Raw genomic sequence first — 19,076 nt, 5'->3', positions numbered from 1 at the left:
CCCGTCCTCCTAAGGATCGAGCCCCGCCCCGCAACCCCTAATTGCCGCTACTTGGCGCGGTGGAACAGCCAGCTGACATTGGTGCCGCCCGCCGGGCTCGCGCCGGTGACGACAAGTTGCTGGCTGGTGAGCGGGCGGCCGCGCCCGTCGATCCAGATACTGTCCTCTACCGCGAGGCTGCCGCCCTTGCAGCGGAACTGCCAGAGATGACCCGAGGCTGTGCGCAGGATCGCCGCCAACCCGTCGGCAGTGGGCGTGACCTGGACCTGCGGATGGAGATGGAACCGCGCAGTGAACACCGTAGGCGCCTTGTGCTTGCGCCGATCGGCGGGGAGCAGCATGTCCTCGCCGCGCACGTCGCGCCCGTCGGGCGACATCGCCAGCACGCGGCGGTGGAGATAACCGAGCCGGCGGACATAGCCATCATGGCTCGCCTCGATCCGGCTGGCGGTGTCGGTCTCATGCCGCACCAGCTCGACTTCGACGACGCCGCGGCCAAGCGTGCCGTCGGCGTGGATCGCCGTCGAATTGGAATTGCTGAGCACCAAGGTCGAATGCGCGGCGGTGGTGCGCAGCCCCTCGGCGAGCGCCGGGGGAACCTGGGCGTTGGCCGCACGCGCGCCGCCGCAATTGACGACCAGGCGATCGGCACCGTCGGAGAGCTCGAACGCAAGCGTAGAGGCGCAGCCGCCCTCGACCAGCCGCGCGAGCGGCGGCGGCGCGACGTCCATGATCAGCACGCTCGTTCCAGCCGACAGGCGCTGATAGCCCCATTCGCGCGCCTGTTTGAGCGGGCGGGTGCGCACGCCTGTGGCTTCGACCAGCTGCTCGATGACGTCCCCGGGGATGGGGCCGGAGCCCTGCCAGCTCGAAAGCCCCTTGTCGCCATGGCACAGCCCTAGCAGCGCCGTGACCATGCGGCCGCGCGTCTCTTCGATGAACCCAGGCGCGGTGAGGCGGCGCGCGGCATAGGCTTCGCCGAGCACGGTGAGCAGCTGGATCGATTCGAGCTGCGCGGCGGGCGAGCGCGTGACGCTGCCGCCATCCTCGAACACCGATTGATCGAGCGCGCGGCGAAGACCATTCTCGCCATAGGCCCGGCGCGGATCGCCGCCGGGCATCGACAACCCTGCGACCAGCACGCCCGACCATGCAGCGATCAGTCCCGCGCCCGGCTGGACGCGATCTGCGCCACGATCGAGGTGCCGCGCGCCGCGGGCCAGCGCGTGGAGCACGCTGGAACGATAGACGAGGTCGGTCGAGGACAGGATCAGCGGCGCGTGCGCGGTCCAGAACAGGATGCGGCGGCCCCAGATGTCGGCGCGCCACGCGGGATCGGACACTTTCTCGCCATGCGCCGCCAGCCAGCGCCGCATGATCGCTTCGGCGATCGGCACGCCGCGTGCGCGGGTAGCGACGCTGGAGAGATCGCGCAGCCAGGCGAAGCTCTGGAGATAGTCGCCGAAAGCAGGCGTCCAGTCTGGCCGGGCGAAATCGAGCTTTTCGATCGGCCGATCCTCGCCGCGAAAGCGGACCACACCTTCGAGCAGGGCGTTGCCGCGATGAGCGTCGCCGAAAAAGGGATCGTCGGGAACTGCGATCAGCTTGAGCGGGTGCCGCCCGCGCAGCCGCATGGCGTGGAGCGGCGTGCCCCAGGTGAGGCGATTGAAACGCTCGGAAATCCGCTCGGCTAGGCTCAGGCCGCGATCGCCGCCGGTGCGGATGAGCCGTTTGCCTTCCTCGACTCCGTCGGCACCGGACTCGGGCGGCGCGTCCTTCATCCGCCTCGTAGCGCAGCGATGTTGGCGGCGTAGCGATCGGGCCCACCGGTGAAGGTGGCGGTGCCCGCGACCAGCGCATCGGCGCCCGCGGCGATCACTCGCGGCGCAGTGTCGCGATCAACTCCGCCATCGACTTCGAGATCGATCGCGCGGCCCGACGCCGTAATCCGCTGGCGAAGCTCGGTGATCTTGGGGAGCTGGCTCTCGATGAACTTCTGCCCGCCGAAACCGGGATTGACGCTCATCACCAGGATCAGATCGAGCATGTCCATCACATGATCGACAACGTTCACCGGCGTCGCCGGGTTCAGCACCACGCCGGCGCGCTTGCCCAGCGCCTTGATCGTCTGGAGCGTGCGATGAAGGTGCGGGCCCGATTCAGGATGCACCGAAATGGTGTCGGCGCCCGCATCGGCGAAGGCGGCGAGCATCGGATCGACCGGCGCGATCATCAGATGGACGTCGAACGGCTTGGCAGTATGCGGCCGCAGCGCCTTGATCACTGCCGGCCCGATCGTGATGTTCGGCACGAAATGGCCGTCCATGACATCGACATGGATCCAGTCGGCGCCCGCCGCGTCGATCGCGCGGATTTCCTCGCCCAGGCGGGCAAAGTCGGCGGAGAGGATCGAGGGGGCGATGCGGACGGCGGACATATTCGTTGCTCTAGCATGGCATGAGTCGCGCGCAACCGGGGTTCACGCCCGTGGAGGTCTCGATCAGGAACGCCGCAGCCGCGCGATGAAGAAGCCGTCGAGGCCGCCCGCTTCGATGAGCGCGCCCGGCAGGAGACGCAGCGTGCCGTCCTCGCGCGGGGTGATGCCCTGCGGGAGTTCGTCGGGCGTAATCGGCACGATCTCGAACCCTGAATGGCTTCCGAGGAAGCGATCGAGCTGTGCTTCGCCTTCCTGCGGTTCGAGCGAGCAGGTCGAGAAGACGAGCGTACCGCCCGGCGTCACCCATTGCGCGGCGCGGGCGAGCAGGCGCGTCTGGAGCGCTGCCATCTCGGCGATCAGCGAGGGACGAACGCGGTGGAGCACATCGGGATGGCGGCGGAAGATGCCGGTGGCGCTGCACGGCGCGTCGAGCAGCACCGCGTCAGCGAGCTCGGATGGCTGCCATTCGAGGAGATCGGCGGCGACAACCTTCGCCTCCAGGCCGGTGCGTTCGAGGTTCTCATGAAGTCGCGCCAGACGACTTTCCGAGACATCGACGGCGGTCACTTGCCAGCCCGCGGCGGCGAGCTGGAGCGTCTTGCCGCCGGGCGCGGCGCAGAGGTCGAGCGCAGTGCCGCTGCCGTTGCCGATCAGCCGTGCGGGGATCGACGCAGCGAGGTCCTGCACCCACCAGTCGCCCTCGGCATAGCCTTCGAGCGTAGGGACGGCCGCCTTCTCGTCGAGGCGGAGATGGCCGGGGAGCAGGATCGTGCCGGCAAGATCCGGCGCGCGGGCGGAGTCGCGTAGCGTCAGGTCGAGCGGCGGCGGCACGGCGATCGCGCGCTCGGCATCCTCGATCATCTGGTCGCCCCAGGCGGCGTGCCAGCGTAGCGCGACCGGATCGGGCAGCGTCGGCGGCTCGGGAAGCGTCGCGCCCTGGCGGACCAACGTGCCGAAAACGCCATGGACGAGTTTACGAGGGCCGCCATCGACCAGCGGCAGCACGGTAGAGATCGCGGCGTGACCCGGCGTGCCGAGAACGAGCGCCTGGACCAGCCCGATGCGCAGCGCGAAACGCGCCTTGGCGTCGTCGGGAAGCGGGCGCTGAGTCGCCGAATCGATCAGCGCATCGAGATCGGGAAGGCGGCGCAGCGTCTCGGCGGCGATAGCGTGAGCAAGGCCGCGATCATTGGGCGCAAGCCCGGAGGCCGCCGAATCGAGTGCCTGTTCGAGCGCGAGGCCGCGGCGCAGTACGGCATCGAGCAGTTTCAGTGCGGCGCGGCGCGCGGGGACGCCGGGGCCATCGGGCTCTTGACCGCTAGGGCGGCGGGGACGATTGGGAGTTTTGTTCATTGGAGCCAGTGCCATGGGCCAGCGCCCGAGCCATGTGAAGCCCCCGAAATACCTTACGGAGAGCCCGCCGGTCCCCAAACCCGCGCCGGCTGTCCCGGCAAAGGACCCGCTCGACCCGACGCGCTACGGCGACTGGGAGCGCAAGGGCGTCGCGATCGACTTCTAGGCGGCGAGCATCGCCCGCAGCTTGCCGACCGTATTCCAATTGCGCGCCGTGGCGAGTGCAGGGAATTTGAGCTTCGCCAACGCACGATCGAGCTTCGATTCGCCGATATTCTCGGGATAGTCGATGAACAGTTCGCGGCCTTCGGCGTGAAGTTGCTCGGGGCCGGTGTGGATTTCCGCCACCTTGTCGATCAACCCCGTCGGGAAGGGGTCGCGGTGGAATACCACCAGCAAATGGCTCGGATGATCGGCGGCGGCGTCGGGATAGGGATTGGCGGCGATCGCTGCGTCGATCTCGTTCAGGTCGCGGAGGATCACTTCGGTCTTGCAGCCATGGCCGGCGAGGGCGGACTCCAGCTTCGCCACGATCTCGGCGGCGGTGTCCGGCGCGTCGAACACGATGTTGCCCGAGGCGAGCAGCGTCTTCGTGTTGATGTAGCCGAGCGCTTCGACCAGCACCCGCAGCTCGGCCATCGGCAGCTTGCGGTTGCCGCCGACATTGACGCCCTTGAGCAGGGCCGCCCAGCGCTTCACGCTTTTTCCTCACGCAACGGGCGGCTGAGCAGCGCCTCGATGACGTCGCGCACCGCCGCGCCTTCGAGCAACGCGTTGACAGCCTCGGTCACCGGCATGTCGACGCCTGCGTCGACTGCAGCCTCGCGCAGCACCGGCGCGGTATGCGCGCCTTCGGCGACGGTCTTGCGATCGGCCATCAGCTCGGCGGCGCCGCGGCCCTGGCCAAGTCCGACACCGAGCGAGAAGTTGCGCGAGTTGGTCGAGGAGCAAGTGAGGACGAGATCGCCCAGACCCGAAAGCCCGGTGAGCGTCTCCGCCTGGCCGCCGCGGGCGAGACCGAATCGCGTCATCTCGGCGAAACCGCGGGCGATCAGCGCGGCGCGGGCGTTGAGCCCGAGACCGGCCCCCTCGACCACGCCGCACGCGATGGCGAGGACGTTCTTCACCGCGCCGCCGATCTCCGCGCCGATCACATCGGCCGAGCCATAGGTGCGAAAGGCTGGGCCGGCGAGGCGTTCGGAGAGCCGGTTGCGCAGCACCTCGTTTTCGCAGGCTAGCGTCACCGCAGTGGGTTTGCCAGCGGCGACTTCGTGCGCGAAGGTAGGCCCGGAGAGCACTGCGATCGGCGCATCGGGCGCGGCCTGATGCGCGACTTCGCCGACGAGCAGCCGGGTGCCCGCCTCGATTCCCTTGGCGCACAGCACCAGCGGGGTGCCGCCGACCGGCGCGGCGGCGAGCACGGCGCGGACATGCTGCGCCGGCGCGACTATGAGCAGCGCGTCGTGACTGGCGAGATCAGCGAGGTTTCCAGTGGCGCGGATCGATTCGGAAAGCGGCACGCCGGCGAGGAACTGGCGATTCTCATGGGATCCGTTGACGCTTTCGACCACATCGGGTTCGCGCGCCCACAGGGTGACGGGCTGCCCGTCCCGCGCTGCGACCTGCGCGAGTGCCGTGCCCCAGGCGCCGCCGCCTATCACTCCGATCCTCATGCCTTCACTCCTGCACCGCGCACCTTCTCCGCTCCCGGATCGAGCGGCCAGCGGGGTCGCGCCGGGAAATCGAGCGGATCGGTGAGCCCGGCGGCGAAGCGCTCGGCACCGGCCCAGCCGATCATCGCGGCATTGTCGGTGCACAGCCACAAGGGCGGCGCCACGAAGCGCAGGCCATGTTCGGCGGCTAGTCCCGAAAGCGCGACGCGGACGCTACCATTGGCGGCAACGCCGCCGGCAACGACCAACGCCGTCACATCGACCGATTGCAGCGCACGGCGCGTGCGATCCAGCAAGCAGTCGACCACCGCCTGCTGGAACGAGGCGGCAATGTCTTCGGCGTCGTACAGGCCGACGACGCGGGCGACGGCGCTCTTGAGGCCGGCGAAGGAGAAATGCGGCTCGGGCGAGCCGAGCAGCGGGCGCGGCAGCGGGACGGCACGCGGATTTCCTTGCGCCGCCGCCTTCTCGACCGCGGGACCGCCGGGAAAGCCGAGGCCGAGCAGCTTGGCAGTCTTGTCGAACGCTTCGCCCGCGGCATCGTCGATCGTGGTGGCGAGGCGGCGATAGGCGCCGACGCCCTCGACCAGCAGCAATTGGCAATGTCCGCCCGAAACAAGCAGCAGCAGATAGGGGAAAGCGAGGTCTGGGTCGGTCAGCCGCGGCGACAGGCCATGCCCCTCGAGATGGTTGACTGCAACGAGGGGCTTGTTGCTTGCCAGCGCGAGCGCCTTGGCGGTGACCAGGCCGACCATCACACCGCCGATCAGCCCGGGGCCGGCGGTTGCGGCGATGGCGTCCACATCCGCCAGCGTCACCCCCGCCTCGGCCAGCGCCGCCTCGACCAGCGGACTCATCACTTCGACATGCGCGCGCGCTGCGATTTCGGGGACGACGCCGCCATAGGGTCGATGCGCCGCCTCCTGGCCCGCCAGCTTGTGCGCGAGGATTTGACGATCGCTCGTCACCAGCGCGGCGGCGGTTTCGTCGCAGCTCGATTCAAGGCCAAGGATCAGCGCCATTGCATCCATCTAATTGCTGGGGGCATTAGCACAACCCATGCTCCAGTTCCGCCTTGGCACCCGCGGCTCGCCGCTCGCCCTCACCCAAGCCCATATGGTGCGCGATGCGCTGCTCGCCGCGCATGCCCTGCCGGCCGACGCCATCGAGATCGTTCCGATCCGCACTACCGGCGACCGGGTCCAGGACCGCGCGCTCGCCGAGATTGGCGGCAAGGCGCTATGGACCAAGGAGCTCGATCGCGCACTGATCGACGGCGCGATCGACGGCGCAGTCCATTCGATGAAGGACGTCGAGACCGTCCGCCCGCCCGAAATTACGATCGCCGCCATCCTTCCCCGTGCCGACGTGCGCGACCGGCTCATCGGCGCCGAATCGATCGAAGCGCTGCGTCACGGCGCAGTCATCGGCACCAGCTCGCCGCGACGGGCGGCGCAGATCCGCAAGCTTCGGCCGGATGTGGAGATCATCGTGTTTCGGGGAAATGTCGAAACGCGGCTGGCCAAGCTGGCGGCGGGCGAGGTCGATGCGACGTTGCTGGCCGCCGCGGGGCTCGAGCGACTCGGGCGTCATGACGTCGGCGTGGCGATCCCGATCAACGTGATGCTCCCTGCGCCGGCGCAGGGCGCAGTGGGGATCGAGTGCCGCGGGACCGACTCGCATGCCCGGGCGATGCTGGCGAAGATCGACGATCCGCAGACGCATGCTTGCGTCCTCGCCGAGCGTGCGCTGCTCGCCGCGCTCAAGGCCGATTGCCATTCGCCGGTCGGCGCGCTGGCGACGATCGAGGGCGCGATCATGACACTGCGCGCCGAGCTCCTTTCCGAAGACGGCAGCGTCCATGTCTACGCCCAGGAGGCCGGCGCGCCGACCGACCAGGTATTGCCGATCGCCGTGGCGCGCGACTTGCTGATCGGAGCGCCCGAAGAAATCCGCCGGCTGTTCGGCGGATGACTCGCCAAATCGCGGTGCTGCGACCCGAGCCGGGCAACCGCGTGACTGCGGCGGCGATCGAGGCACGGGGACGCACCGCGATTCGAATGCCGCTGTTCGAGGTTCGACCGGTGGCGTGGGGCGTTCCCGCTGCCGAAGCCTTCGATGCGCTGATCCTGACCAGCGCCAACGCCGTGCGCCATGGCGGCGCCGGTCTTTCGGCGCTGCATCGACTGCCGGTCCATGCCGTCGGCAAGGCGACTGCCGATTCGGCGCAGCGCGCGGGCTTCGACGTCGTCTTTGTGGGCGAGGAGGACGCGGCAGCGCTAACTGCGAACGCCCAGGCGGCGGGGATAGAGCGGGCGCTGCATCTCGCCGGGCGCGAACGGACGATCGAGCCGGGCGGGGTCATCGCGCAAGTGATCACCGTCTATGCGAGCGAGACGCTTGCGCCACGGGACGTGTCTCAACTCGACGGCTGCATAGCCCTGGTGCAGTCCGCCCGCGGAGGCGTGCGGCTAGGGGAGGTCGTCGATGCGGCGGCGATTTCGCGCAGCGGAATGGCGATCGTCGCGCTGAGCCAACGCGCGGCAGCGGCCGTCGGAGGCGGTTGGGAGCAGGTCGTGGTGCCCGAATCGATCTCCAGCGAGGCGCTGATCGACGCCGCAATCGCGCTGGCCGATTGACCGCGCGGGCAGGGCAGCGAATAAGGGGGCATGAGCGACGAGCCCCTCGCGCCGGAGCCGGCCCGCGGCCCCGAGACGCGGACACCCTATCTTATTGGCGGACTTGCCTTTGTCGGCGGCATCGCCGTGACGGCGGCCGCATTCCAACTTGCTGGCGGAATCGGATCGCCGCGCAATGCGCCCGTGCCCCCGCCGATCGAGGCCACGCAACCGGCGAACCCCGTGGCATCGCTGCCGCCCGGCACCGACATGGCGACTTTAGGCGCGCGCGAGCAGGAGCTTGCCGGCAAGCTCGACCAGCTCGAGCTGCGGCTGCGCGATATCGACGGCAGCGCCCGCAACGCGTCTTCCTACGCTACTCGCGCCGAGCGGCTGATGATCGCGGCAGGCGTCCGCCGCGCGATCGAACGCGGCCAGCCGCTGGGCCAGTTGGAAGGCCAGCTGCGCCGGCGCTTCGGCGAAGCGCGCGGCGAAGCAGTGGGAATGATCCTACGCGCCTCGGCCGAACCGGTGACGCTGGGCGATTTGCGGCTCGCGCTTGAGACGATCGCGCCGCGGCTCGCCAGTGGCGCCGATGACAGCATGTGGATGGGCGTTCGGCGGCTGCTGAGCGACCTAGTCGTGCTGCGCCAGGCCGAATCGCCGAGCCCGCGCACGTCAGATCGGCTGCGCCGCGCCCGGCTCGCGCTCGACCATGGCGATGTCGAGACAGCACTCGCCGAGGTGGTGCACATGCCCGGCATGGTCAGCGCCGAGAGCTGGATCGTCGCGGCGCGCCGCTATATCGCCGCGCGGCAGGGATTGCTCGAAATCGAACGGGCCGCGTTGGAAGCGCCGCCCGCCACGCCGCCGGTTGCGGCACCCCCGCGCCCGGCCGCCACCTGAGGGAAGTGACATGGCAGAGATGGGCCGGTTCGACTGGCAGGATCCGTTCGCGCTCGACGCGCAACTGACCGACGAAGAGCGCATGGTGCAGGGCGCCGCGCGCGATTATGCGCAGGGCGAATTGCTCCCGCGCGTCACCAGCGCGTTCCTCGACGAGCGATTCGATCGCGAGATCATGTCGGAGATGGGCGCGCTTGGGCTGCTCGGTCCGACGATTCCCGAAAGCTATGGCGGCGCCGGGCTCGGCTATGTCGCCTATGGGCTGGTCGCCCGCGAAGTGGAGCGCGTCGATTCGGGTTATCGTTCGGCGATGAGCGTGCAATCCAGCCTCGTGATGCACCCGATCTATGCGTACGGCACCGAGGCGCAGAAGCGGAAATACCTGCCCAAACTGGCAACCGGCGAATGGGTCGGCTGCTTCGGGCTGACCGAGCCCGATGCCGGCTCCGATCCCGGCGGGATGCGCACTCGCGCCGAGAAGGTGGACGGCGGCTATCGGCTGACCGGCACCAAGATGTGGATCACCAATTCGCCGATCGCCGATGTTATGGTCGTCTGGGCCAAGTCCGACGCGCATGGCGGCGGGATCAAGGGCTTCGTCCTCGAACGCGGCATGAAGGGGCTGTCGACGCCCAAGATCGACGGCAAACTCAGCCTGCGCGCCTCGGTTACCGGCGAAATCGTCATGGACGGCGTTGAAGTGAGCGAGGACGCGCTGCTGCCCGAGGTCCAGGGGCTGCGGGGGCCCTTCGGCTGCCTCAACCGCGCGCGCTACGGCATCGCCTGGGGCACGATGGGTGCTGCCGAGGCATGCATGCACGCCGCGCGGCAGTACACGCTCGATCGCGCCCAGTTCGGCAGGCCGCTTGCCGCGACTCAGCTGGTCCAGCTCAAGCTCGCGAATATGGAGACCGAGATCGCGCTAGGGCTACAGGCGGCGCTGCGCTGCGGCCGGATGTTCGACGACGGCACATTGAGCCCAGAGGCGATCAGCATCATCAAGCGCAACAATTGTGGCAAGGCCCTCGATATCGCGCGCATCGCCCGCGATATGCACGGCGGCAACGGCATCTCGGCCGAATTCCACGTGATGCGCCACGCAATCAACCTCGAGACGGTCAACACCTATGAGGGCACACACGACGTGCACGGGCTGATCCTCGGGCGCGCGATCACCGGGATCGCGGCGTTCTGATATCGACATCATTCTGATGCCTCCGTTTGTTTCGAGCGAAGTCGAGAAACGGAAACGGTGACAAAGGCTTCTCGACTGCGCTCAAAGCGAACGGAGGAAATGTGATCGAGCTGGATCGCCAACCGACACTGACGGGTGACCGCGTGATCCTGCGTCCCAGCACGGCGGAGGATTGGGATGCGCTCTACGCCGTCGCGTCCGATCCGCTGATCTGGGAAGTTCATCCCGCGCATGATCGCTGGCAGGAAAGTGTATTCCGCGCCTATTTCGACGCCGGGATCGCCAGCGGCGGCGCGCTGACCATCCTCGCCCGCGCGACTGGCGAAGTCATCGGATCGTCGCGCTTCGACAATTGGAAGCCGGAGGCCTACGAGATCGAGATCGGCTGGACCTATCTCAAGCGCGACTATTGGGGTGGTGATACCAATCGCGAGATCAAGCGGCTGATGCTCGACTACATCCACCGCTTCGTCGGCACCGTGGTGTTCACTGTCGGTGAGAACAATGTCCGCTCCCGCAAGGCAATGGAGAAGAATGGCGGCGTGCTGCGCGCGGGACCGCCCGAGCTGCGGCTGATGGCAGGCGAAATGAAGCCGCATGTGATCTACGAGATTCGCAGGCCGTGAAGCCCCTCGAAGGGCTTCGAGTCATCGAGCTGGCACGGATCCTTGCCGGGCCGTGGTGTGGCCAGTTGCTCGCCGATCTGGGGGCGGAGGTGATCAAGGTCGAGCGTCCCGGCTCGGGCGACGATACCCGGCATTGGGGGCCGCCCTTCCTGCACGGCGCGGACGGCGAGACGCTCGACGCAGCCTATTTCCACGCGACCAACCGCGGCAAGGAGAGCCGCGCGATCGACATCGCTACGCCCGAGGGGCAGGCCGAGGTCCGCGCGCTGATCGCCGGCGCCGATGTCGTGATCGAGAATTACAAGGTCGGCGGGCTGGTCAAATACGGGCTCGATCCCGTCAGCCTGCGCGCGGCCGATCCGCGGCTCGTGGTCTGCTCGATCACCGGCTTCGGGCAGGACGGCCCCTATGCCCATCGCGCCGGATACGATTTCATCATCCAGGGCATGGGCGGCGCGATGTCGCTGACCGGCGAGCCCGACGGTCCCCCGCAAAAGGCCGGGGTCGCCTATGCCGACATATTCACCGGAGTCTATTCGGCAGTGGCGATCCTCGCTGCGTTGCGACGTCGTGACGTCACTGGCGAAGGCGCGCATATCGACATGGCACTGCTCGACACCCAGGTGGGAGTGCTCGCCAACCAGGCGCTCAACTGGATGGCCAACCCCACCAAGGTGCCCCACCGGATGGGTAACGGCCATTCCAACCTCGTGCCGTACCAGGCCTTCGAGACGCGCGACGGCGCGCTGATCGTCGCGGTGGGCAATGATTCGCAGTTCCGGAAGCTGTGCGACGTACTCGGCCTCGATCTGGCCGATGATCCGCAATTCGCGACCAATCCGGCACGGGTGACCCACCGCGCACTGCTGATACCGGCGATCGAGGCGGCGGTCCGGGTTCGGGCAAAGGCCGATCTCTACGAAGCGCTCGAAGCGGTAGGCGTGCCGGCGGGACCGATCAACGCTGTCGATGAAGTGTTCGCCGATGTCCAGGTGACGGCGCGCGGCATGCAGATCGGGCGCGATGGTGTGCCCGGGCTGGCGAGCCCGATCGTCATCGACGGCGAACGGATGGTATCCGACAAGCCGAGCCCGAAGCGGCCGTAACTGGCCTCCCTCCCAAGGAGGGGTCAAGCTAGCCGGCGAATCAGTTCCTGCGCTGCGGCGGGGGCGCGGACCTTGCCGCCGTGGATGAAGAAGACGAACGTCTCGCGCGGTTGCTTGGGCGGGGTCTTGGTCTCGACATAGGGCAGACCGTCGGGCCGACCACCGGCCGCCCACACCTCCGCCGCTTGCGTCCAGCGCGGGAAATCGGCCTCCGGGTAGCAAAGCGGGTTGTCGTCCTCACCTGCCTCCAGCCGGGCATAGATGAAGTCGCCTGTAATATCGGCGATTGCCGGATATTGCGGCGAATCGGCATAGACGATCGCGACGTCAGCCTCCCGGCACATCGCCACGAATTCGGGGACATGAAAGCTGTCGTGGCGAACCTGGATCGCGTGACGGAGCTTCACCCCAGCCTCCTCGCGCGGGAGTAGTGCCAGGAAGGCGCGGAAATCCTCCGCGTCGAATTTCTTGGTCGCCATGAACTGCCAAAAGAGCGGGCCGAGCTTGTCGCCGAGCTCGACCAACCCCTGCGACACGAAGCGCTGGACCGATTCGCCCGCCTCGGCGAGAATTTTGCGATTGGTGCAGAAGCGCGAGCCCTTGACCGTGAAGACGAAGCCTTCGGGCACGGTCTTCGCCCAGCCTTCGAACGTCGCGGGCTTGAAGCTCGAATAATAGGTGCCGTTGATCTCGATCGCGCTGAGCTGCTGCGAGGCGTATTCGAGCTCCTTCTTCTGGACGAGCCCTTCGGGGTAGAAGGTCCCGCGCCATGGCTCGAAGGTCCAGCCGCCGATGCCGATTCTTATGGGTGCGCTTGCCATGATTTCGACTCTAGCCGAGAAACCGCACCCGGTCAGTCCCGGAAGCTGCGTTCGAATTCAGCTGATGCGTTTCCACGTCTGCGACTTGCAGATCACGCCGAACAATACGCAGCCCTTGCCGACCATCGTGTTCGAATCGGTGAAGCTGAGCGTGCCCGAGAAGGTTTTGCGGATATCGGGCACGAATACCTTGCCGTGCCATTTGCTGGCCCCGGAGGGCTCGAGATCGCGGAACAGGCGGGTGCCTATCAGATTCGGCGTGCCGCCGCGGCGGGCATCGGCCTGGGCCTTGTCGCTGGCCCAAGTCACCGTGCCGCACAGCTTGCCATCGCATTTGTCGATGCGGACATGGACGCTGTTGCTCGGATTGCGCCATTCGGTCGCGATCGGCGTCGGCGGCTCGTCGGCGAAGGCGGGGGTGGCGAGGGGCAGCGCGACAAGGGCGACCGCCAGCATTTTGGAAACGATAGAGTGCATCACGCGTGCTCTATCAAACAATCGGGATGGCCGCACGCTGAACGGAGTGGAACTCGGAAATCGCCTGGCCTCGGCGCCGGCGGTGCTTCTCGCTGATGTGATCTAGCGCCGCTGGATCACGGCGAGAAGCTGGAGCGGGCGAAGGGATTCGAACCCTCGACCCCGACCTTGGCAAGGTCGTGCTCTACCCCTGAGCTACGCCCGCTCTGGCGTTCTGCCCCTTCGCGACTTGGCGCTGGGGGCGGGTGAGGCGCGGCCACTAGCAGCGGGATTCGGACAGCGCAACCCCCAACGACCGATTCTGGAAAAGGCTTGGCGCGGGAAGCATGAACGCCCACATAGCGGCGCAACCCGACATTACGCTCAGGAGCACCCCGTTGGCCACGCTTGGACTGTCCCCCGCCGAGAAGGAAGCCGTCGAGGCCTTCCGCCGCGACGTCGTCGAGCCGTCGATGACCAGCCTCGTCGTCATCGACTTCTGGGCCGAATGGTGCGGCCCGTGCAAGGCGCTGACTCCGGTGCTGGAGAAAGTAACCGCCGACTATGCGGCGAAGGGCGTGACGCTCGCCAAGGTCGATGTCGACGCGAATCAGTTTATCGCGGCCCAGTTCCAGGTCCGCTCGATCCCGACCGTCTATGCGATGTTCCAGGGCCAGCTCGTTGCCGATCTGACCACCGCCCGCACCGAAACCCAGCTGCGCACGATGCTCGACCAGATATTGCGCCAATTGCCCGTCCAGAGCGAGGAAGCCTCCGCCGAGGCTGAGCTGGAGCCACTGATCGCGATGGGCGAGCAGGTGCTGGCCGAAGGCGACCACGAACGCGCGCTCTCGGTGTTCGAGCAAATCGCCGAGGTGGCGCCCGAGCATCCGCAGATCGCCGCGGGCCGCGCACGCGCGCTGCTCGCGCTGGGACGGACCGACGATGCCGAAGCCGTGCTGGCTGCATTTCCCGAGGATGCAGCCAAGGGCCCCGAGATCGAGCAGGCGCGCGCCGCGCTCGCGCTGGCGAAGGAAGTGGTGCCGGTCGAGGATCTGTCCGGGCTGGAAGCCAAGGCCGCTACCGGCGACATGGATGCGCGCTACGAACTCGCCGGCGGCCAGATGACCAGCGATCGCGAAGCGGCTGCCGCGACCTTGCTCGCGATGATCGCCGAAGACCGCGACTGGAACGAAGGCGCCGCCCGCGCGCGCCTGCTCAAGCTGTTCGAAGCCGTCGGTCTCGAAGATCCCTGGGTCTCGGCGCAGCGGCGCAAGCTCTCGGCGATCCTGTTCGGATGACCGTGACGCGGCTTTCGGTGTTTCCGCTCGCCGGGGCGCTGCTGTTCCCGCGGATGCACCTGCCGCTCCACATCTTCGAGCCCCGTTACCGCGCGCTGATCTCGGACGCGCTAGCCCGCGATCGGCGAATCGGCATGATCCAGCCGCGCGACGCGGGCGATCCCCCGGCGCTGTTCGACATCGGCTGTGTCGGCCGCATCGCCGAAGTCGAGGCACTGCCCGACGGCCGCTATGATATCGTGCTCGAAGGGCTGGCCCGCTTCACGGTACTCCGCGAACTCGACGTCACGACCCCGTTCCGCCAAGTCGAAGCCGAGCTGGAGGCTGCCGGCGAAGGCGAAGTGCTCGCGATCGCCGAGCGCGCCTCGCTCGAAATGGAATCGCGCCGCTTCGCCGACGGGCTCGGCTATGCCGTCGACTGGGAAGCGGTAACCCGGCTCGACGACGAATCGCTGGTCAACGGCATCGCCCAGATCGCGCCGTTCGACACCGCATCGAAACAGGCATTGATCGAAGCCGACGGGCTTTCCGCCCGCGCCGACCTGATCGTCCAGCTGATGCAATTCTTCGGCCGCCACGGCGAAGAAGGCGGAGTGACCCTGCAGTGATCGACCCGTGGCTGCTCGAAAAGCTGGTGTGCCCGGTTACGCGTACGTCGCTGCGCCATGACGAGGCGCGGCTGGAGCTGGTGTCCGACGAGGCCGGCCTCGCCTACCCTATTCGCGACGGCGTGCCCGTGATGCTCGTCGAGGCGGCGCGGATGCTGCCTTAGACGCTCAGCCCTTGCAGCAGCTTGGGCACGTCACCGCTTTCGCCGCGCGCCTCGGCCATGAACCAGTCTTTGAGCGGCGGCAGCTTGTCGACTGCCGACAAGCCAAAGCGGCGGACCGCGGCGGCGGTCTTGCCGGGAATGCCGAACAGGCGAGTCAGCCCGTCCGTAGCGGCAGCGACCATAAAAGTGTCGAGCCCGCGCCAGCGCTGGTAGCGCGCGAGCAGCTGCGGATCGCCGAGGTCCATGCCGAGCCTTTTGCCCTCGACTAGCACCTCGACCAGCGTCGCGACGTCGCGGAAGCCGACATTGACGCCCTGCCCCGCGATCGGGTGGATGCCGTGCGCGGCGTCGCCGACCAAAGCGAGCCGGTTCGAAGTGATCCACGCGGCGTGGTGAAAGCCCAGCGGATGGCTGAACCGGCCCGAAAGCGGCCCGAGCGTGCCGAGAAAGCCGCCCATGCGCTTCTCCGCCTCGGCGAGATAGGCGCGGTCAGAGATCTTGTTCATCCCCGCCGCATCGCGGGCATTGACCGTCCAGACGATCGCCGATCGATGGCCATTGGCATCGTCGAGCAGCGGCAGGATCGCGAACGGCCCCTCCGGATAGAAGATTTCGAAGGCGATATTCTCGTGGGAGCGCTCGTGCCCGAAGGTCGCGACCATTGCGGCATGGTCATAACTCCACCGCGCGGTCTTAAGCCCGGCAGCATCGCGCGTCGGCGAATTGCGGCCCTCGGCAGCGATCAGCAGCGGTGCACGGACCACTGCACCCGAATCGAGCGTCGCGGTAACGCCGAACTCACCGCGCTCGACCGAAACGGCGCGCGTCTGCATCCGCAGATCGACGCCCGGCGCCGCCTGCGCAGCCTCGAATAGGGCAGTCCGGAGAATGCGATTCTCGAACATATGGCCGAGCGCGCCACCGTCGGCATCGGGCGTGAAATCTAGCTTACCGGGGGCGAGGCCGTCGCTGACTCGGATGCCTTCGATCGGGCACCCCTTGCCGGCGAGCCGCGGCGCGACGCCGATCGCGTCGAACATCCGCATCGGCGCGCTGGCGATCGCCGAGGCGCGGCCATCATACCCGGCGGCGAGGATCGTCGCGGGATCGGCGGGGTCGATGACGATTGCGGTGAGGCCATGCGCGTCGAGCGCGGTCGCCAGCGCACTGCCGACCAGTCCGCCGCCGAGGATGAGTACGTCTGCGCTATCCATGTGTGTGGCACTAACCACAAGGCCGTCAGAGAGGAAGCGCGAAGACACGATCCACAGGTCACGGTGGAAGTACAAAAACAGGTCCATCTTGACGTCAGAGTCCGCGTAGGCGATGATTCCGCCGCACCCCCTGACATTTTGGAGAACGGGCCATGGCGTCCCGGGCACAACCGTCGCTGGTACGCGACACGATGAAGGCGGGCGTCCGCCGTAGCGGCGCGCTGATCGGCGGGACGCTGCTGTTCCTGGCGACCGTCGGGATCATCCTGGCGCTGCTCACTTATAATTCTCAGGACCCGTCGATGAACACCGCCTCGGGCGGGCCGGCGCGCAATCTGCTGGGGCTGCCGGGCGCTTGGATCGCGGATCTGCTGCTCGCCACGTTGGGTTTGCCTGTGGCGCTGATCGCCCCCGCCGGGCTGATCCTCACCAACCGGCTGTGGCTCGATCGGCCGCTGGGCGATTGGAAGCGGATGCTCCGCGGCGTCGCGATCGGCGTGGTGCTGATGGCGACTGCGCTTGCATTCTTTTCCAGCGATTCGGTGCTGTGGCTGGTCGGCGGCTGGGGTGGCGTGGTCGGCCTGTCGATCGCCGCGCTGTTCGGATGGATGATCGGCTTTATCGGCGATCCGACGATAATCTTCTGGATGGGACGCGCGCTTGGCCTGATCTTCGCGCTTGTCGGGCTGTGGATCTGGTGGCGCAGCCTCGATTTCACGTTGCCCGAGCGCTCCGGCATCGGTCTCAGCATGCCGCGGCTGTTCGGCCCCGCCAGGACGCCGCTGCTGCGCGGCCCCGATCCGCAGGAGGTGCGCGAGACCCGCGAGCTTCGCGAAGTCCGCGAGCCGCGCAAGCTGGTGGTGCCCGACAATCGCCCCGGCCCGGTGATCGCCGAGCCGAGCATCGCGCCTTCGCCTGCCAAGCCCAAGCCGCCGGTGCAGAGCAGCCTCGACTTCAAGGACACCTACAAGCTGCCGCCGCTCGACCTGCTCAAGGCCGCGCCGCCCAACCAGAATCCCGGAATCGACAAGCTCGCGCTTGAACGCAATGCGCGGCTGCTCGAGAGCGTCCTCGACGACTTCCACGTCAAGGGCCAGATCGTCGAAGTGAAGCCGGGCCCGGTGGTCACGATGTACGAGCTCGAGCCCGCCGCCGGGATCAAGGCGAGCCGCGTCATCCAGCTTGCCGACGATATCGCCCGCAACATGAGCGCGATCTCCGCTCGCGTCGCCACCATCCCCGGACGCAGCGTGATCGGCATCGAGCTCCCCAATGCCAAGCGCGAATCGGTCAATCTCCACGAGCTGATCGGCAGCGAGGCGTTCGAAGCGCAGGGCGCGACCCTGCCGCTGGTGCTCGGCAAGAACATCGCCGGCGATCCGGTGATCGGCGATCTCGCGCCGATGCCGCATCTCCTCGTCGCCGGCACCACCGGCTCGGGCAAGTCGGTGGGCCTCAACGCGATGATCCTGTCGCTGCTCTACCGGCTTACCCCGGACCAGTGCCGGATGATCATGATCGATCCCAAGATGCTCGAGCTGAGCATCTACAAGGACATCCCGCATCTGCTCGCCGATGTGGTCACCGATCCGCCCAAGGCAGTCCGCGCGCTCAAATGGGCGGTGGAGCAGATGGAGGACCGCTATCGGATGATGGCTAGCGTCAACGTCCGAAGCCTCGCCAGCTTCAACGACAAGGTGCGCCAGGCCAAGGCCAAGGGACAGAAGCTCGGCCGCAAGGTCCAGGTGGGCTATGATCCCGATACCGGCCGGCCGATCTACGAGGAAGAGACGCTCGACTTGCAGCCGCTGCCGCAGATCGTGGTGATCGTCGACGAGCTTGCCGATCTGATGATGACCGCGGGCAAGGAAGTCGAGTTCCTGATCCAGCGGCTGGCGCAAAAGGCGCGCGCCGCTGGCATCCATCTGATCATGGCGACGCAGCGTCCGTCGGTCGATGTCATCACCGGCGTGATCAAGGCCAATCTGCCGACGCGAATCAGCTTCCACGTCACCTCGAAGATCGATTCGCGCACGATCCTCGGCGAGCAGGGCGCCGAGCAGCTGCTCGGCAAGGGCGACATGCTTTACATGCCCGGCGGCAAGCAGATCGTCCGCGTCCATGGGCCGTTCGTCAGCGACGACGAGGTCCAGGCGGTCGCCGATTTCTGGCGCGCGCAGGGAGCCCCGGACTACATCACCGCGGTCACCGAAGAGCCCGAGGACGGCGGCTTCGCGCTGGAGGGAAGCCCGGACGGCGACGATTCGCCCGAGGACCAGCTCTATCGCCGCGCCACCCAGCTGGTCGCCGAGAGCCAGAAGGCATCGACGTCATGGCTGCAGCGCCAGCTCCGCGTCGGCTACAACAGCGCGGCGCGGCTGGTCGAGCGGATGGAAAAGGACGGGCTGGTCTCGCGCCCCGACCATGTCGGCCGCCGCGAGGTACTGATGGACACGGACGGCCGCCCGCTGTGAGGATCGTTTCGGAGGGATGAGGGTTCAGGGGGCATTCAAGCCGCCCCCGCTACGGCCTCGCCCAAAGCTTTCGGAGAAGATAGACGTGTTTGCACGGTCCCTAGCCCTCACCCTGTTCGCCGCG

20 protein-coding genes and 1 tRNA gene are annotated in these 19,076 nt (G+C 67.5%); 11 read left to right on the top strand and 10 right to left on the bottom strand.

Annotated features, from left to right (window positions below; translation table 11 throughout):
• Nucleotides 1-47: 47 nt before the first annotated feature.
• The 3 genes from BXU08_RS14360 to BXU08_RS14350 form a co-directional block, all read right to left on the bottom strand.
• Entirely contained in the window at nucleotides 48-1,781 is a 1,734-nt protein-coding gene (locus BXU08_RS14360; RefSeq protein ID WP_077510676.1) for a heparinase II/III family protein, read from the bottom strand.
• A complete protein-coding gene (gene rpe, locus BXU08_RS14355; protein ID WP_077510675.1) occupies nucleotides 1,778-2,437 on the bottom strand; it encodes a ribulose-phosphate 3-epimerase in 660 nt (219 codons plus the stop codon). The genes BXU08_RS14360 and rpe overlap by 4 nt, the downstream gene beginning before the upstream one ends.
• A 63-nt stretch (nucleotides 2,438-2,500) precedes the next feature.
• Nucleotides 2,501-3,790 carry an RsmB/NOP family class I SAM-dependent RNA methyltransferase gene (locus BXU08_RS14350; RefSeq protein ID WP_077512430.1) on the bottom strand — a complete coding sequence of 430 codons (1,290 nt, stop codon included), beginning with the start codon at nucleotides 3,788-3,790 and terminating at the stop codon, nucleotides 2,501-2,503.
• Between the two features lie 13 nt (nucleotides 3,791-3,803).
• Here BXU08_RS14350 and BXU08_RS14345 point away from each other — a divergent pair, with 13 nt between their 5' ends.
• Nucleotides 3,804-3,956: a DUF1674 domain-containing protein gene (locus tag BXU08_RS14345; protein ID WP_077510674.1), complete on the top strand. Its 153-nt coding sequence runs from the start codon at nucleotides 3,804-3,806 to the stop codon at nucleotides 3,954-3,956.
• Here the strand turns inward: BXU08_RS14345 and BXU08_RS14340 are convergent.
• From BXU08_RS14340 to tsaD, 3 genes are read right to left on the bottom strand one after another with little or no spacing between them, the layout of a single operon-like run.
• On the bottom strand, nucleotides 3,953-4,489 hold the full coding sequence (locus BXU08_RS14340) for a DUF1697 domain-containing protein (RefSeq protein WP_077510673.1): 537 nt from the start codon (nucleotides 4,487-4,489) through the stop codon (nucleotides 3,953-3,955). The genes BXU08_RS14345 and BXU08_RS14340 overlap by 4 nt on opposite strands.
• On the bottom strand, nucleotides 4,486-5,463 hold the full coding sequence (locus BXU08_RS14335; RefSeq protein WP_077510672.1) for an NAD(P)H-dependent glycerol-3-phosphate dehydrogenase: 978 nt from the start codon (nucleotides 5,461-5,463) through the stop codon (nucleotides 4,486-4,488). The genes BXU08_RS14340 and BXU08_RS14335 overlap by 4 nt, the downstream gene beginning before the upstream one ends.
• Nucleotides 5,460-6,485, bottom strand: coding sequence for a tRNA (adenosine(37)-N6)-threonylcarbamoyltransferase complex transferase subunit TsaD (gene tsaD, locus BXU08_RS14330; RefSeq protein WP_077512428.1), 1,026 nt, complete (start codon nucleotides 6,483-6,485; stop codon nucleotides 5,460-5,462). Before tsaD ends, BXU08_RS14335 begins: the two co-directional genes overlap by 4 nt.
• A gap of 37 nt (nucleotides 6,486-6,522) precedes the next feature.
• Between tsaD and hemC the strand changes: the two genes are divergently transcribed.
• The 6 genes from hemC to BXU08_RS14300 all read left to right on the top strand — a co-directional run bounded on the left by hemC (nucleotide 6,523) and on the right by BXU08_RS14300 (nucleotide 11,914).
• Nucleotides 6,523-7,437: a hydroxymethylbilane synthase gene (gene hemC, locus BXU08_RS14325; RefSeq protein WP_077510671.1), complete on the top strand. Its 915-nt coding sequence runs from the start codon at nucleotides 6,523-6,525 to the stop codon at nucleotides 7,435-7,437.
• The gene (locus BXU08_RS14320; protein ID WP_077510670.1) at nucleotides 7,434-8,102 is read left to right on the top strand and encodes a uroporphyrinogen-III synthase; all 669 of its coding nucleotides are present in this window, start codon (nucleotides 7,434-7,436) and stop codon (nucleotides 8,100-8,102) included. The genes hemC and BXU08_RS14320 overlap by 4 nt, the downstream gene beginning before the upstream one ends.
• Nucleotides 8,103-8,132: 30 nt before the next feature.
• Nucleotides 8,133-8,987 carry a hypothetical protein gene (locus BXU08_RS14315; RefSeq protein WP_077510669.1) on the top strand — a complete coding sequence of 285 codons (855 nt, stop codon included), beginning with the start codon at nucleotides 8,133-8,135 and terminating at the stop codon, nucleotides 8,985-8,987.
• Nucleotides 8,988-8,997: 10 nt separating this feature from the next.
• Nucleotides 8,998-10,182, top strand: coding sequence for an acyl-CoA dehydrogenase (locus BXU08_RS14310; RefSeq protein ID WP_077510668.1), 1,185 nt, complete (start codon nucleotides 8,998-9,000; stop codon nucleotides 10,180-10,182).
• Between the two features lie 101 nt (nucleotides 10,183-10,283).
• Entirely contained in the window at nucleotides 10,284-10,808 is a 525-nt protein-coding gene (locus BXU08_RS14305; protein ID WP_366926564.1) for a GNAT family N-acetyltransferase, read from the top strand.
• Nucleotides 10,805-11,914, top strand: coding sequence for a CaiB/BaiF CoA-transferase family protein (locus BXU08_RS14300; RefSeq protein WP_077510667.1), 1,110 nt, complete (start codon nucleotides 10,805-10,807; stop codon nucleotides 11,912-11,914). The genes BXU08_RS14305 and BXU08_RS14300 overlap by 4 nt, the downstream gene beginning before the upstream one ends.
• 23 nt (nucleotides 11,915-11,937) lie before the next feature.
• Here the strand turns inward: BXU08_RS14300 and BXU08_RS14295 are convergent, their stop codons facing one another.
• The 3 genes from BXU08_RS14295 to BXU08_RS14285 form a co-directional block, all read right to left on the bottom strand.
• Nucleotides 11,938-12,735, bottom strand: a complete 798-nt coding sequence (locus BXU08_RS14295; RefSeq protein ID WP_077510666.1) for a DUF72 domain-containing protein — start codon at nucleotides 12,733-12,735, stop codon at nucleotides 11,938-11,940.
• Nucleotides 12,736-12,792: 57 nt separating this feature from the next.
• Complete coding sequence (locus tag BXU08_RS14290; RefSeq protein WP_077510665.1) at nucleotides 12,793-13,212, bottom strand: DUF2147 domain-containing protein; 420 nt, start codon at nucleotides 13,210-13,212, stop codon at nucleotides 12,793-12,795.
• A gap of 130 nt (nucleotides 13,213-13,342) precedes the next feature.
• Nucleotides 13,343-13,417: transfer RNA gene (locus BXU08_RS14285), tRNA-Gly, on the bottom strand.
• A gap of 187 nt (nucleotides 13,418-13,604) precedes the next feature.
• Here BXU08_RS14285 and BXU08_RS14280 point away from each other — a divergent pair.
• Genes BXU08_RS14280 through BXU08_RS14270 form a run of 3 tightly spaced genes read left to right on the top strand, consistent with a single transcriptional unit; the run spans nucleotide 13,605 to nucleotide 15,264 of the window.
• Nucleotides 13,605-14,492 carry a tetratricopeptide repeat protein gene (locus tag BXU08_RS14280; protein ID WP_077512424.1) on the top strand — a complete coding sequence of 296 codons (888 nt, stop codon included), beginning with the start codon at nucleotides 13,605-13,607 and terminating at the stop codon, nucleotides 14,490-14,492.
• Nucleotides 14,489-15,100: an LON peptidase substrate-binding domain-containing protein gene (locus BXU08_RS14275; protein ID WP_077510664.1), complete on the top strand. Its 612-nt coding sequence runs from the start codon at nucleotides 14,489-14,491 to the stop codon at nucleotides 15,098-15,100. Before BXU08_RS14280 ends, BXU08_RS14275 begins: the two co-directional genes overlap by 4 nt.
• On the top strand, nucleotides 15,097-15,264 hold the full coding sequence (locus tag BXU08_RS14270; RefSeq protein WP_253190382.1) for a Trm112 family protein: 168 nt from the start codon (nucleotides 15,097-15,099) through the stop codon (nucleotides 15,262-15,264). The genes BXU08_RS14275 and BXU08_RS14270 overlap by 4 nt, the downstream gene beginning before the upstream one ends.
• Here BXU08_RS14270 and BXU08_RS14265 read toward each other — a convergent pair.
• Nucleotides 15,261-16,478: a UbiH/UbiF/VisC/COQ6 family ubiquinone biosynthesis hydroxylase gene (locus BXU08_RS14265; RefSeq protein ID WP_077510662.1), complete on the bottom strand. Its 1,218-nt coding sequence runs from the start codon at nucleotides 16,476-16,478 to the stop codon at nucleotides 15,261-15,263. The genes BXU08_RS14270 and BXU08_RS14265 overlap by 4 nt on opposite strands.
• Nucleotides 16,479-16,630: 152 nt before the next feature.
• On the opposite strand from BXU08_RS14265, the gene BXU08_RS14260 reads away from it, so the two are divergent.
• A complete protein-coding gene (locus BXU08_RS14260) occupies nucleotides 16,631-18,952 on the top strand; it encodes a DNA translocase FtsK 4TM domain-containing protein (protein WP_077510661.1) in 2,322 nt (773 codons plus the stop codon).
• The last annotated feature ends 124 nt before the right edge of the window (nucleotides 18,953-19,076 follow it).

The organism is Sphingomonas sp. LM7 (genome assembly GCF_002002925.1).
Taxonomy (GTDB): Bacteria; Pseudomonadota; Alphaproteobacteria; order Sphingomonadales; family Sphingomonadaceae; genus Sphingomonas.
Note: the sequence above shows the minus strand (reverse complement) of the source record. Positions and strands in the feature narration are given on the sequence as shown.

What these genes read in the sequence shown, in the direction of transcription:
- BXU08_RS14360 (WP_077510676.1), bottom strand. Translation starts at nt 1,781, where the DNA reads ATGAAGGACGCGCCGCCCGAGTCCGGTGCCGACGGAGTCGAGGAAGGC.
- BXU08_RS14320 (WP_077510670.1), top strand. Translation starts at nt 7,434, where the DNA reads ATGACTCGCCAAATCGCGGTGCTGCGACCCGAGCCGGGCAACCGCGTG.
- BXU08_RS14295 (WP_077510666.1), bottom strand. Translation starts at nt 12,735, where the DNA reads ATGGCAAGCGCACCCATAAGAATCGGCATCGGCGGCTGGACCTTCGAG.
- BXU08_RS14350 (WP_077512430.1), bottom strand. Translation starts at nt 3,790, where the DNA reads ATGAACAAAACTCCCAATCGTCCCCGCCGCCCTAGCGGTCAAGAGCCC.
- BXU08_RS14290 (WP_077510665.1), bottom strand. Translation starts at nt 13,212, where the DNA reads ATGCACTCTATCGTTTCCAAAATGCTGGCGGTCGCCCTTGTCGCGCTG.
- BXU08_RS14335 (WP_077510672.1), bottom strand. Translation starts at nt 5,463, where the DNA reads ATGAGGATCGGAGTGATAGGCGGCGGCGCCTGGGGCACGGCACTCGCG.
- tsaD (WP_077512428.1), bottom strand. Translation starts at nt 6,485, where the DNA reads ATGGCGCTGATCCTTGGCCTTGAATCGAGCTGCGACGAAACCGCCGCC.
- BXU08_RS14275 (WP_077510664.1), top strand. Translation starts at nt 14,489, where the DNA reads ATGACCGTGACGCGGCTTTCGGTGTTTCCGCTCGCCGGGGCGCTGCTG.
- BXU08_RS14315 (WP_077510669.1), top strand. Translation starts at nt 8,133, where the DNA reads ATGAGCGACGAGCCCCTCGCGCCGGAGCCGGCCCGCGGCCCCGAGACG.
- BXU08_RS14345 (WP_077510674.1), top strand. Translation starts at nt 3,804, where the DNA reads ATGGGCCAGCGCCCGAGCCATGTGAAGCCCCCGAAATACCTTACGGAG.
- rpe (WP_077510675.1), bottom strand. Translation starts at nt 2,437, where the DNA reads ATGTCCGCCGTCCGCATCGCCCCCTCGATCCTCTCCGCCGACTTTGCC.
- BXU08_RS14310 (WP_077510668.1), top strand. Translation starts at nt 8,998, where the DNA reads ATGGCAGAGATGGGCCGGTTCGACTGGCAGGATCCGTTCGCGCTCGAC.
- BXU08_RS14265 (WP_077510662.1), bottom strand. Translation starts at nt 16,478, where the DNA reads ATGGATAGCGCAGACGTACTCATCCTCGGCGGCGGACTGGTCGGCAGT.
- hemC (WP_077510671.1), top strand. Translation starts at nt 6,523, where the DNA reads ATGCTCCAGTTCCGCCTTGGCACCCGCGGCTCGCCGCTCGCCCTCACC.
- BXU08_RS14260 (WP_077510661.1), top strand. Translation starts at nt 16,631, where the DNA reads ATGGCGTCCCGGGCACAACCGTCGCTGGTACGCGACACGATGAAGGCG.